This window comes from Nonomuraea sp. ZG12, from assembly GCF_052068115.1.
Classification (GTDB): Bacteria; Actinomycetota; Actinomycetes; order Streptosporangiales; family Streptosporangiaceae; genus Nonomuraea.
In genome coordinates, this window is record NZ_JBQHCW010000005.1 from 280,226 (window position 1) to 292,657 (window position 12,432).

General features: G+C 72.0%; 10 protein-coding genes. 7 read left to right on the top strand and 3 right to left on the bottom strand.

The features are described from left to right. Positions 1-2 precede the first annotated feature (2 nt). The 7 genes from ACTMTF_RS17940 (at position 3) to ACTMTF_RS17970 (ending at position 8,603) form a co-directional block, all read left to right on the top strand. Positions 3-1,610, top strand: coding sequence for a PucR family transcriptional regulator (locus ACTMTF_RS17940; RefSeq protein WP_441111697.1), 1,608 nt, complete (start codon positions 3-5; stop codon positions 1,608-1,610). Between the two features lie 78 nt (positions 1,611-1,688). Beyond that, on the top strand, positions 1,689-3,164 hold the full coding sequence (locus ACTMTF_RS17945) for an amidohydrolase (RefSeq protein ID WP_441111698.1): 1,476 nt from the start codon (positions 1,689-1,691) through the stop codon (positions 3,162-3,164). A gap of 99 nt (positions 3,165-3,263) precedes the next feature. After that, positions 3,264-4,859 (top strand): peptide ABC transporter substrate-binding protein, encoded by a 1,596-nt coding sequence (locus ACTMTF_RS17950; protein ID WP_441111699.1) that lies wholly within the window; start codon positions 3,264-3,266, stop codon positions 4,857-4,859. A 1-nt stretch (position 4,860) separates the two neighbouring features. After that, entirely contained in the window at positions 4,861-5,787 is a 927-nt protein-coding gene (locus ACTMTF_RS17955; protein WP_441111700.1) for an ABC transporter permease, read from the top strand. Next, positions 5,753-6,646 (top strand): ABC transporter permease, encoded by an 894-nt coding sequence (locus ACTMTF_RS17960; protein WP_397007443.1) that lies wholly within the window; start codon positions 5,753-5,755, stop codon positions 6,644-6,646. Before ACTMTF_RS17955 ends, ACTMTF_RS17960 begins: the two co-directional genes overlap by 35 nt. Positions 6,647-6,654: 8 nt before the next feature. Further along, a complete protein-coding gene (locus ACTMTF_RS17965) occupies positions 6,655-7,626 on the top strand; it encodes an ABC transporter ATP-binding protein (protein WP_441111701.1) in 972 nt (323 codons plus the stop codon). Then, positions 7,623-8,603, top strand: coding sequence for an ABC transporter ATP-binding protein (locus ACTMTF_RS17970; protein ID WP_397007447.1), 981 nt, complete (start codon positions 7,623-7,625; stop codon positions 8,601-8,603). The genes ACTMTF_RS17965 and ACTMTF_RS17970 overlap by 4 nt, the downstream gene beginning before the upstream one ends. Before the next feature lie 61 nt (positions 8,604-8,664). Here ACTMTF_RS17970 and ACTMTF_RS17975 read toward each other — a convergent pair whose 3' ends face one another. The 3 genes from ACTMTF_RS17975 to ACTMTF_RS17985 form a co-directional block, all read right to left on the bottom strand. Beyond that, positions 8,665-9,561 (bottom strand): sugar phosphate isomerase/epimerase family protein, encoded by an 897-nt coding sequence (locus tag ACTMTF_RS17975; protein WP_441111702.1) that lies wholly within the window; start codon positions 9,559-9,561, stop codon positions 8,665-8,667. Positions 9,562-9,576: 15 nt separating this feature from the next. Next, positions 9,577-11,673 carry a PQQ-dependent sugar dehydrogenase gene (locus tag ACTMTF_RS17980; RefSeq protein ID WP_441111703.1) on the bottom strand — a complete coding sequence of 699 codons (2,097 nt, stop codon included), beginning with the start codon at positions 11,671-11,673 and terminating at the stop codon, positions 9,577-9,579. Positions 11,674-11,810: 137 nt separating this feature from the next. After that, entirely contained in the window at positions 11,811-12,368 is a 558-nt protein-coding gene (locus ACTMTF_RS17985) for a carboxymuconolactone decarboxylase family protein (protein ID WP_441111704.1), read from the bottom strand. Between the last annotated feature and the right edge of the window lie 64 nt (positions 12,369-12,432).

Here is a 12,432-nt window from a genome sequence, read left to right on the forward strand (position 1 = left end):
GCATGGGTGCTGACGGTTCGATGACCAGGCCGTACCAACCCCTGCTCGACCAGGTGCTGGAGACGCTGGGCAGTCATGTGCTGTCGGCCGCTTACCTGCCCGAGGGCGCGCCCGTCACGGTGGGTGAGCCGGAGGTGCACGATCCCGCGGACCACCTCGAGGAGGGAGCGGGGCGGGTGCTGCTCGCGGTCGGCTCGGCGACGGCCGAGCTGGTGGAGCAGGCGGGGCTGAACGGCTATCACGCGGTCGTGGTCAAGGATCGCGGCGCCGACCTCGCCCCGCTGGTGGCGGCGGCGAAACAGGCGGAGGTCGCCCTGCTCATCGCCCCCGAGCGGCTGCCGTGGCGGCAGCTGGACGCGCTGCTGACGACCGCGATCGCCGGGCCGGGGGCGGCCGGCACCACCTACTCCTCGGTGGGCATGGGCGACCTGTTCGCGCTGGCCAACGTGATCGCCTCGACGATCGGCGGCGCGACCTGCATCGAAGATCCGCAGGGCAACGTGCTGAGCTACTCCAACCTGCCCGGCCAGGAGATCGACGAGATCCGCAAGCAGGGCATCCTGGGCCGCAGGACGCCGCAGCGGCCGACGAACCGCACCGAGTACGGCCGGGTGTTCAACGCCGACGGGCCGGTGCGCTTCGACAGCCTCTTCGACGGGCACACGCCGCGCCTGGCCACGGCGGTGCGGGCCGGCGCCCAGCTGCTCGGCTTCATCTGGGTGCTGGACGGGGTGCCCGGGGTCGAGCCGGAGGCGATGCGGCTGCTGGACGACGCCGCCAGGATCGCCGCCCTGCACCTGCTGCGGGCGCGTACCCCCGTCGACCCGCGCCGCTGGCATCGGGCCGAGACGCTGCGCGCGCTGCTGGAGGGCCACACCTCCGAGACGGCCGCCGCCGCCCGGCTCGGCCTGCCGGCGGACACGCCGGTCGCCGTGGTGGTGTTCGCGCCGGCCGCGCCGACGGCCGAGCCGGGCACCGCGATGGCCGGGGTGCTGGAGCTGGTGAGCCTGGCCTGCGAGGCGGGACATCCGGAGTCGGCGTGCACGATGGGCGGCGGCCGCATCCACGCCCTGCTGCCGATGATCGCCGATAGTTCCGTTGAGCAGCTCGTCAAGTCCGTCACCGAGGTGACGTCGGCGGTGCTGAAGTCGGCGCGGGTCGGGCTGCACGCGGGCATCGGCCCGGTGGTGCAGGGTCTGGGCCTGGCCGCCGCCTCCGGCAGGCTCGCCGAGCGGGTGGTCCAGGTGCTGGCCGAGAGCGGCGGCACGACTCCGTCGGTCGCCACCGACGAGCAGGTGCGCAGCCGCATCGCCCTGCTCGACCTGGTCGAACGCGGCGGCGCGGAGCGGGACCGGCTGCTGGAGCCGGTGCGCAGGATGATGGAGCACGACGCCGCTCACTCCACCACGCACGCCGCCAGCCTGCTGGCCTATCTGGACGCCTTCGGCGAGGCCGCCAAGGCCGCCGCCGAGCTGTCGGTGCACGAGAACACGCTGCGCTACCGGGTGCGCAGGCTGCAGGAGCTGTTCGCGCTGGACCTGGGCGACCCGACCGACCGCCTGGTGGTCTGGCTCCAGCTGCGGTTGCTGCAACTGGCGGGCGAGCTGTAGAAGGGAACAAGGCGCCCCCCGGGGGACGTCCGCTTTCAACGATGAGCGCGCGGTGCCCTCACTCCTAACGTCATGGCCATGTCCTCCTCTCTCTCGCTGTCCTCTCTCTTGCTGCGCAACGCGCGGATGGGCCCGCGCGGGCCGATCCGCCACGTCCTGATCGCCGGCGGCCGCGTCACCGAGGTGAGCGCCGAGCCGCCTCCCGCCGACGAGTCGGTGGACGTTCAGGGCGCCACGCTGCTGCCCGGACTGTGGGACGCGCACGTGCACGCCGTCCAGTGGGCGCAGGCCCGCCGCCGCGTCGACCTCAGCGGCGCGCGCTCGGCGCGCGAAGCCGTCTCCCTGATGCTGCCCTGCTCGGGGCTCAGTGTGGGGTACGGATTCCGCGACGGGCTGTGGCCCGACACCCCCGGCAAGGCGATGCTGGAGGCCGCGGCCCCCGGCAGACCCATCGTGATGATCAGCAAGGACCTGCACACCGCCTGGCTCAGCCCCGCCGCGCTGACCCTCATCGGCAGGGGTGATCACCCGACCGGGGTGCTGCGCGAGCAGGAGTGCTACACGGCGGTGGCCGAGCTGCCCCCGCCGCCGGCGGCCGAGCTGGACCGCTGGGTGGCCGAGGCGACCACGGCCGCCGCCGCGCGAGGCGTCGTCGGGATGCAGGACTTCGAGCTGGCCGACAACGTCACCGACTGGGCCCGGCGGGGCCGCGAGCACCGCCTGGACGTGCGGGTCACCTGCACGATCCCCAAGGGGCGGCTGGAGGAGGCCATCGACCGAGGTCTGCGCACCGGTGACGTCGTGGCGGGCTCCGGCGGCCTGCTGGAGGTCGGGCCGCTGAAGATCTTCGTGGACGGCTCGCTGAACACCAGGACTGCCTACTGCGAGAGCCCCTACCCGGGCACGAGCTCGCACGGGCTGCTGGAGACCCCGCCGGAGGACCTGCGCGCCACGATGGCGCGGGCCTTCGTGCACGGCCTGCATCCGGCCGTGCACGCCATCGGCGACCTGGCGGCGGGCATCGCGCTGGACGCCTTCGACAGCGTCGGGTGCCCCGGCCGGATCGAGCACGCCCAGCTGCTCCGACCTGCGGACTTCGCCCGGTTCGCCAAGCCGGGACTGGTGGCGGGGGTGCAGCCCGCGCACGCGCCCGACGACAGGGACGTGGCCGACCTGCACTGGCACGGCAGGACCGGCCGGGCCTTCGCCTACGCCGACCTCCTGGCGGCGGGCGCGCGGCTGGAGCTCGGCTCGGACGCGCCGGTCTCGCCGCTGGACCCCTGGGACGGCATCGCCTCGGCGATCTCCAGGACCGACGACGACCGCGCCCCCTGGCATCCCGAGCAGGCGATCCCCCTGTCCGCGGCGCTGCCCGCCGCCAGCAGGGGCAGGGCGGGGGTGCGGCCGGGCGATCCCGCCGATCTGATGCTCACCGCGTCCGATCCGGCCGACCTCGGCCCGGCCGGGCTGCGCGGCATCGAGATCGTCGGGACTCTGCTCGGCGGCCGGTGGACCCACCGTTCGCCTTCGCTGTTCACCCGCTGTTCCATGTGACAAAGGCACCCGTCCGGGTTCAACTCTCTCGACAATGTCACGCCTGGGAGCGCTGTGGGACTCTCGTGCCCTCCCCCACAGCGCCCCTGGAGGTCACACATGACACTTCGATCACGCCGCGGATGGGCGGGGGCACTCCTCGCGATCACGCTCACCGTCACGGCCTGCTCGGCAGGGCAGGGTGGAAGTGGTGGCGCCACCGCCGGGCCGTCGGCCTATTCGGTGGGGGTGACCTCCTACTTCCTGACGCACCTCTCGCCGGGCAAGGCCACGGGCAGCAACCTGGACTCCGCCCTGTTCACCCCGCTCACCCGGGTCGACCCGGCCACCGGCAAGGCGGTCAACGCCGTGGCCGCCTCCATCGAGACGACCGACAACACCACCTGGACGATCAAGCTCAACGCCGGCTGGACGTTCCACAACGGCGAGGCGGTGACCGCGCAGTCCTTCGCCGACTCGTGGAACTCGACCGCCTACGGGCCGAACGCCGCCACCAACAACTACATGTTCATCCCCTTCAAGGGCTACACCGACCTCAACCCGGCCAAGGGCGAGCCCAAGACCAAGACGCTGTCCGGCGTGGAGGTCGTCGACCCGACCACGCTGAAGGTCACGCTGGACAAGCCGCTGTCGCTGCTGCCGTACATGCTGGCGCAGGCGCCCTTCGCGCCGATGCCGAAGGCGGCCTTCGCCGACCTGAACGCCTTCGACCTCAAGCCCGTCGGCAACGGGCCGTACCAGATCGACGGCGCCGGCGTGACGACCGGGGCCACCAAGATCGCGCTCAAGCGGTTCGCCGCCTACCAGGGCGACCAGGGCCAGTCCGAGCGCATCGAGGTCAAGTCCTACCAGGACGAGAACGCCGCCTACCGCGACCTGCAGTCCGGCGCCCTGGACGTCACCCTCGTCACCGGCAACAACCTGCCGAGCGCCTCGACGCAGTTCAAGGACCGGCTCGTGCAGGTGCCCTTCCCCGCCGTGATCTACCTCGGCTTCCCGATGTGGGACAAGCGCTTCGCCGACCTGAAGACGCGGCAGGCCTTCTCCCATGCCGTGGACCGCGACACCATCGTCAAGACGCTGCTGCGCGGGTTCGGCTCGCCGGCCAAGGGCCTGGCCGGGACCGCCGTCCCGGGCGGCGGCGAGGCCGACTGCGAGGTGTGCTCCTACGACCCGGCCAAGGCCAAGACGCTGCTGGCCGAGGCGGGCGGCTGGGACGGCCCGCTCAAGCTCTGGACCTACCAGGACCCGCTGAACTCCACCATCCTGGAGGCCATCGCCAACCAGCTGCGCACCAACCTCGGCATCGAGGCGATCACCACCCAGGCGCAGCCGGTCGACCAGCTCTACCCGAACCTCGACGCGCAGAAGATCGACGGTCCCGTCCTGCTCTACATGGGCGCCGGGTACCCGCACCTGTACGCGCTGGCCGACCAGCTGTTCACCAAGGGATCGGCCGCCAACGTCACCGGCTACGACAGCGCGGCCTTCGCGGACCTGATGGCCAAGGCCGCCGACGTCCCCGAGGACCAGGTGCTGTCCGTCACCCAGCAGGCCACCGCCCAGGCGCTCAAGGACCTGCCGCTGTCACCGCTCTTCCAGCCCACCGGCGCGCTGGCCCACTCGGCCAAGATCAGCGGGGTCACGCCCGAGTTCCTGGGCGGCGTGCGGCTGGCGGCGGTCAAGGTCGGCTGAGGTGGGCGCCTACGTGCTGCGCAGGACGGTCATGGCGATCCCCGTCCTGCTCGGCACCACCTTCATCATCTTCATGGCGGTCTACGCCCTGCCCGGTGACCCCATCCGGGCGCTGGCCGGGCCCAACCAGGCGATCTCGCCCTCGGTCGCGCAGGCGCTGCGCGAACAGTTCCACCTGGACGAGCCGCTGTTCGTGCAGTACGGCCTCTACCTGCGGGGCCTGCTGTCCGGCGACCTCGGCACCAGCTTCAGCGGCCGGCCGGTGGCCGAGATCATCGCCGCCGGCTGGCCCGTCACCGTCCAGCTCGGCGTCACCGCCTGGCTCATGATGGCGACAGCCGGGGTGCTGCTGGGCGTGCTCGCCGCGGTCCGGCGGGGCAGCACCGACATGGTCATCCTGGCGGGCACCACGCTCATCATGGGCGTGCCGTTCTTCGTCGTCGCCTATGTCGCCCAGATCATCTTCGGCGTGCAGCTCGGCTGGCTGCCGACCTCCGGCACCGACGCCGGCTGGCCGCTGGCGTACCTGATGCCCGGCCTGGTCCTGGCCCTATACGGGCTGCCGGAGGTGGCCCGGCTGACCCGGACCAGCGTGCTGGACAGCCTCGGCGCCGAGCACGTCGACACCGCCGTCGCCAAGGGCCTGCCCCGCCTGGCCGTCCTGTCCCGGCACGTGGTGCGCAACTCGCTGATCCCGGTGGTCTCCCTGCTCGGCGTCAGCCTCGGCTATCTGCTGGGCGGGACCGTGCTCATCGAGGGCATCTTCAACCTGCCCGGCCTCGGCTATCAGATCTACACCGCGATCCCGCAGCACGACGGCCCGGTCGTCGTCGGCATCGGGACCGTCCTCGTCATCGTGTTCCTGTTGGTCAACCTTCTGGTGGATCTGCTCTATGGCCTTCTCGACCCTCGTATCCGCCTCGGCTGAGGCCCCGGCCGCCCGCCGGGACGGGCCGTGGCGCTCGCTGCTCCGCAGGCCCGCGTTCCTGGTCGCCGCCGTGGTGACCGTGCTGGTGTGCGCGATGGCCGCCTTCCCCCAGCTGTTCGCCGGCTGGTTCGGCGCCGGTGACCCGCGCGCGTGCGAGCTGTCCCGCAGCGGGCAGCCGCCCAGCGCGGGGCACCCGTTCGGCTTCGACATCCAGGGCTGCGACCTCTACAGCAACGTCGTGTACGGCGCCCGCTCGTCGGTCCTGGTGGCCGTGCTCGCCACCGCGGGCATGCTGGCGATCGCCGTCCTGCTGGGCTGCCTGGCCGGGTACTTCAGGGGCTGGGTGGACGCCGTCATCGGCCGGATCACGGACGTGTTCTTCGGCTTCCCCGCCCTCGTCGGCATGATCGTCATCCTGCAGATGCTCAGCGTGCACAACGAGGTCACGGTCGCGGCCGTGCTCGTCCTGTTCGGCTGGCCGACGCTGACCCGCGTCATGCGCGGCTCGGTGCTGGCCACGTCCGCCAGCGAGTACGTCGCCGCCGCCCGCGGCGTCGGCGCGAGCACCCCGCGCGTGCTGCTGCGCCATGTGCTGCCCAACTCCTTCGGCCCCGTCGGGGTGCTCGCCGGGGTGAGCATCGGCACCGTCATCGCCTCGGAGTCGGCCCTCACCTTCCTCGGCGTCGGCCTGCGCACCCCGGCCATCTCGTGGGGCGTCCAGCTCAACACCGCCCAGCAGTACTTCACCACCGCACCCCACCTGCTGATCTTCCCGTCGCTGTTCCTGACCGTGACGGTGCTCGGCTTCGTCCTGATCGGCGACGCGATGCGCGACGCCTTCGACCCCCGGTTGAGCTAGGAGCCGTCGTGCCAGAGCCACCCATCCTCGCCGTGTCCGGCCTGCACGTGCGCTTCGGCGCCACGCACGTCGTCAACGGCGTGGGCTTCTCCGTCGCCGCCGGGCAGACCCTCGCCCTTCTCGGCGAGTCGGGCAGCGGCAAGAGCGTGACCGCCCGGGCGATCATGGGCCTGGTCAGGCCGCCCCGAGGCCAGGTCACGGCCGGAACCGTACTCCTGCACGGACAGGATCTGCTCGCGCTGCCGGAGGAGCAGCGGCGCAAGCTGCGCTCCACCACGATCTCCATGGTCTTCCAGGACGCGCTGTCGGCGCTCAACCCGGTGCTCAGCGTCGGCTACCAGATCGCCGAGCTGTTCCGGGAGCATCGCGGCATGTCCCGCGCCGAGGCCCGGCGCGCGGCCGTGGACGTGCTCGGGCAGGTGCGCATCCCGGCCGCCGCGCGGCGCGCCGGCGACTACCCGCACCAGTTCTCCGGCGGCATGCGCCAGCGGGTCGGCATCGCCCTGGCCATCGCGCTGCGGCCGGACGTCATCATCGCCGACGAGCCCACCACCGCGCTCGACGTCACCGTCCAGGCGCAGATCCTCCGCCTGCTCGCCGAGATCCAGCGGGAGCACGGCACCGCGCTGGTGCTCATCACGCACGACATGTCCGTGGTCGCCCAGGTCGCCGACCAGGTCGCCGTCATGTACGCGGGCCGCGTCGTCGAGCAGGCCACCACCGGCCAGATCTACGCCGCGCCCCGCCATCCGTACACCGAGGCGCTGCTCGGCGCCATCCCCCGCCCGCACCTGCGCGGGCAGCGGCTGCCGGTCATCCCGGGCGCGCCGCCGGACCTGTCCGTGCCCGACCCCGGCTGCCGCTTCCGCCCCCGCTGCCGGTACGGCGCCGACGCCTGCGAGCAGGCGCCCCCGGAACACGACCTCGGCGACGGCAGGCTCACCGCCTGCCACGAGTGGGAAAGGGTGGGCAGCGCATGAGCGAGACCGTGCTCCGCGTCACCGACCTGGTCAAGCACTTCCCCGTCCGGCGCGGGCCGATGCGCCGCACCGTGGGCGTGCTCAAGGCGGTGGACGGCGTCAGCCTGGAACTGCGGGCCGGGGAGACGCTCGGCATCGTCGGCGAGTCCGGCTGCGGCAAGTCCACGCTGGCGCGCATGCTCACCGCGCACGAACGGCCCACCTCGGGGCGGGTGGACGTGCTCGGCATGCCGCTGAGCGACCTGCGCGGCGGCGAGCTGCGCCGGGCCAGGCGGCACGTCCAGCTCATCTTCCAGGACCCGTCGGGCTCCCTCGACCCCCGGATGACGGTCGCGGCGGCGGTGCGGGAGCCGTACGACGTCAATCCCGACCTCGCGCCGCGCGGTGAGCGCGACCGGCGCGTGCGCGAGCTGCTGGAGGTGGTCGGGCTCAACCCCGACCACGGCGACCGCTACCCGCACCAGCTGTCCGGCGGGCAGCGGCAGCGGGTCGGCATCGCCAGGGCGCTGGCCCTGCGGCCCGAGGTGCTGGTGTGCGACGAGCCGGTGTCGGCGCTCGACGTCTCGGTGCAGGCACAGATCGTGAACCTCCTGGAGCGGCTGCGCGGGGAGTTCGGGCTGGCGTACGTGTTCATCGCGCACGACCTGAGCGTGGTGAGCCACCTGGCCGACCGGGTCGCGGTGATGTACCTCGGGCGCGTGGTCGAGACCGGCCCTCAGGACCGGGTGTACGCCCACGCCGCCCATCCGTACACCCTGGCCCTGCACGCGGCCGCGCCCGTGCCGGATCCCGCCCTGCGCGGGAGCCTGGACGACCTGCTGGAAGGCGAGCCGCCGAGCCCGCTCGACCCGCCGCGCGGCTGCTCCTTCCACCCGCGCTGCCCGGTCGCGGTGGACGTGTGCGCCGAGCGGACTCCGGAGCCGGTGGAGCTCGCGCCGGGACATCAGGTGTCCTGCCACCTCGCCTCGGCCGGCTGAGTCCGGTCTTCGATCAGCCGCGCCGGACCCGGCGCGGTGGCCGGGTCCGGCGGCATGCGTACTAGAACTTCACCCTGCGCAGATAGCGGTATCCGACTCGCGAGGTCTGCTCAGGAGTGACATCGGGGGTGTCGTTCTCCACGATGTACTCCTGCACCCGGTGTTTGTCGAAAATGCGCCGGAAATCGATGGTCCCGGTGCCGAGGTCGGCCATGTCGCCGTCCAGGTGCCGGTCCTTGACGTGGAATTGCAGGACGCGCTGCGGCGCCTTGCGGATGACGTCGAGGGCGAAGCGCACCGGGTCAGGGGCGCCGCGCCCGACGCCGCCGGTGACCGCCCAGTAGAGGTCGATCTCCAGGTGGACCAGGCGCGGGTCGAGCTCGGAGGTGAGCACGTCCCACGGCGTCTTCCCGCCGCCGAGGTCGGTGGTGAACTCGTGGGCGTGGTTGTGGTAGCCGTACCGAAGACCGGCCCGCCGGGCGGCCGCCGCCTCGACGTTCATCTGCTCGGCCCACGTCTTCCACTGGTCCAGGCTGTCGGAGGCCAGGTACGGCACCACCATGTACTTCTGGCCGAGCGTCAGCGCGTTCTGGATCTTCGTGTCCAGGGCGGCGGCGTCGGGGGCGATGCCGTCATGGCTGGACGTGGCGCGGATGCCCAGCCCGTCCAGGAACTCGCGGAGCTGCTGAGCCGTACGGCCGAAGTAGCCCAGCGCGACCTCGATCCTCGGATAGCCGATCTCCGCCAGGTACTGGAGGGTGGTGTCGTAGTTCTTGGCCAGGTCGTCGCGCACCGTCCACAGCTGCATGCTGATCTGGCTCGGGGGGATGTGGCGGCGCCAGCCGGGGCGGTCGGGGTGCGCCGCCGCGGCGGGAGAGGCGGCGGCGACGGCGGCCGCCCCCAGCCCGAGGCCCGCGGCGAGCAGGGACCGCCTGCTGGGGCCGTAGCCGTAGCACATGGATATCTCCTCTTCCTAGGGGGTGGGATCCAGAACGACCCTGGCGGTGCCGGTCAACGGAGGCAGGTCGCCTTCGCCGGAGTCGGTGTAACTGGCGACGAAGACGCCGGTGAGGTCGTCGGTTCCCGGGTCGTGCCCGCTCGGCACGGTGGTCTGGATGGATCCCGTGCAGCCGCGGGCCGTGGACTGGCCGTGGCCGTGGTCGTCATGGCCGAGGATGTAGTCCACGGTCACGCGGGCGCAGTCCACCGGCTGGTCGTCGGTGACCCGCACCTCGAACTCGACCACGTCGCCGAAGGCGAACGCGTCTCCGGTGGCGGGGCGGACCAGCTCCACGACCGGGGTGGCGTTGCCGATCACGATCCGCACCGACGTGGCGGCGGACCGGCCACGGCTGTCGCTGACCCTGAGCGTGGCGTTGTACAGGCCGTTCTTCTCGAAGGTGTACGACGCCTCCGCCCTGCGGGAGTCGACCCTGCCGTCGGCGTCGAAGTCCCACGCGTACTGGAGCCTGTCGCCGTCCGGGTCGGTCGTGCCCTCGCTGGTGAACTGGACGGTGAGCGGCGCGTGGCCGGCGGTCACCGACGCCGAGGCCACCGGGAGAGGCGAGTGGTTTCCGTCGCGGCCGATGTAGTCGATCCGTGCCAGCTGGGCGTCCGGGTTCTCCCGGAAGTAGCCGTCGCCGTACTCCAGCACGTAGAGGGCGCCGTCGGGGCCGAACTCCAGGTCGATCGGGTTGTCGAAGACGATCGACGGGAGCACGTCCTCGATCCGCCGCCCGTCCTGGTGAAACGCCTTGACGTAGTCGCGGGTCCACTCGTAGAACAGCGGGACGCCGTCGTAGTGGCGCGGCCAGGCCACGGTCGCGCGACCGCGCGCGTCACGCGGGTCGTAGTCGTACGCGGGTCCGGCCATCGGGCCGATGCCGCCGGTGCCGAGCTCCGGGAACTCCTGCGACGCGCCGTAGGAGTACCACACGTCCGGCTGGGAGACCGGTGGCAGCTCGCGCAGGCCGGTGTTGTGCGGTGACTCGTTCACCGGCGCGGTGCAGCTGAACGGCTCGCCCGACGTCTCGGTCGCGAAGTCGTAGTCGGTGTAAGGGAGCTGCGCGGTCGCGCAATACGGCCAGCCGTAATTACCGGCCTTGCGGATCGTCATCCACTTGCCGGTTCCCGCCGGGCCGCGCTGCGGATCGGCCTCGCCCGCGTCCGGCGAGTAGTCGGCGACGTACAGCTCGCCGGTGGACCGGTTCAGCTCGATCCGGAAGGGATTGCGCAGGCCCATCGCGTAGATCTCGGGCCGGGTGCGCGCCGTGCCGGGCCGGAAGAGGTTGCCCCGGGGGATCGTGTAGGACCCGTCCGAGCCGACCTTGACGCGCAGGATCTTGCCGCGCAGGTCGTTGGTGTTGCCGGAGCTGCGCTGGGCGTCGAAGGCGGGGTTCCGGTCGGCCCGCTCGTCGATCGGGGTGTAGCCGTCGGAGAAGAACGGGTTGGTGTCGTCGCCCGTCGACAGGTAGAGGTTGCCGTGGGCGTCGAAGACGATGTCCCCGCCGACGTGGCAGCAGATGCCACGGTCCACCGGCACGTCGAGCACGCGCTGCTCGGTGCGGAGGTCGAGGGTGGAGCCGGTGAGGCGGAACCGGGACAGCCGGATCAGCCCCTTGAAGGGCTCGAAGTCCTCCGGCGTGCCGGTGAAGGGGGCGTCGCCCTCGTTGACGTCGGGCGTCGCCGGGTCGTCGATCGGGGTGTCGAGCGGCGGAGAGTAGTAGAGGTAGACCCAGTCGTCCTTCTTGGAGCCCTTGCCGAAGCCGGGGCTGAGGGCGATGCTCTGCAGGCCCTCCTCGTCGTGCTGGTAGACGTCGAGCTCGGCGGCCACCGTGTTGAGGCCGGTCTTCGGATCGTGCAGCCAGACCACGCCGGCGCGGGTGGTGTGCAGCACCCGCGAGTCCGGTAACACCGCCAGGTCGACGGGCTCACCCGGGTTGTCGTTGAGCGTCACCTTCTGGAACCGGTCGTCCGGCGGCGGAGCCGTGCCGCCGATGGCTTGGGCACCGCCTGCCGGCAGGAGGATCACCGCAGCAGCTACGGCCGCGATCGCGGTTCTCGCTCTCATACCTCTCCCTTCGGTCGATGTGGGGGGATAAGAGAGGGCAAAGCACCGTGAATGTAACCCGAGTTATGCCGAAAGAGGAGGACCTAATCGCGGTTTAACGATCGACTTCCGCGCTTGATCGGCCGAAGTGACCGGCCCTAGACGACCCGGAAGACGCGCAGTTGCAGCGCAAGCGTCGCGTAGTAGCCGACCAGCGTGGTCAGCTCGAAGATCGCCCGCTCGCCGACGGCGGCGACCGCGTGCGTGTACGTCGCCTCGTCCGCGTCCCCGTCGAGCAGGGCCGACACCAGCTCCATGGCGGCCGCCTCCGCCCGGTCGGCGAGCGTGGGCGCCGAGCCGCCGCGCAGCGCGGCCAGCTCGTCCTCGGTGAGCCCGGCCGCCCGCCCGGCCGGCTCGTGCGCGTGGCGCTCGAACTCACTGTCCCACCGCGCTGCGACCGCCAGGACGGCCATCTCACGGACGCGCGGGGAGAGCGAGGACCGGTAGCGGATCGCCGCCCCGAGCGCCTGGAGCGCCTGCCCGAGCTCCGGCGCGAGCAGCATCGCGTTGAACGGCCCGTTCAGCCGCCCGGCCGCGTCCACCAGGGCGAACGGCGACGGGCCGGCCGCGCGTGGGCCGCCGGTGATGGTCTCGTACAGCTCACGCTGCGCCGGGTCGAGCTCGTCGGGGGTGGGGCGGTGCAACCGGTTCGTCATGGGATCAGTGTCGCCGATCGACCACCACGCTGGGCGACAGCCCGCATACCCGCTGTATTGCTGC

Bases quoted from the DNA above. Each gene is read 5' to 3' on its own strand.
- ACTMTF_RS17940 (WP_441111697.1), top strand. From the start codon at position 3: ATGGGTGCTGACGGTTCGATGACCAGGCCGTACCAACCCCTGCTCGAC.
- ACTMTF_RS17945 (WP_441111698.1), top strand. From the start codon at position 1,689: ATGTCCTCCTCTCTCTCGCTGTCCTCTCTCTTGCTGCGCAACGCGCGG.
- ACTMTF_RS17950 (WP_441111699.1), top strand. From the start codon at position 3,264: ATGACACTTCGATCACGCCGCGGATGGGCGGGGGCACTCCTCGCGATC.
- ACTMTF_RS17960 (WP_397007443.1), top strand. From the start codon at position 5,753: ATGGCCTTCTCGACCCTCGTATCCGCCTCGGCTGAGGCCCCGGCCGCC.
- ACTMTF_RS17970 (WP_397007447.1), top strand. From the start codon at position 7,623: ATGAGCGAGACCGTGCTCCGCGTCACCGACCTGGTCAAGCACTTCCCC.
- ACTMTF_RS17975 (WP_441111702.1), bottom strand. From the start codon at position 9,561: ATGTGCTACGGCTACGGCCCCAGCAGGCGGTCCCTGCTCGCCGCGGGC.
- ACTMTF_RS17980 (WP_441111703.1), bottom strand. From the start codon at position 11,673: ATGAGAGCGAGAACCGCGATCGCGGCCGTAGCTGCTGCGGTGATCCTC.
- ACTMTF_RS17985 (WP_441111704.1), bottom strand. From the start codon at position 12,368: ATGACGAACCGGTTGCACCGCCCCACCCCCGACGAGCTCGACCCGGCG.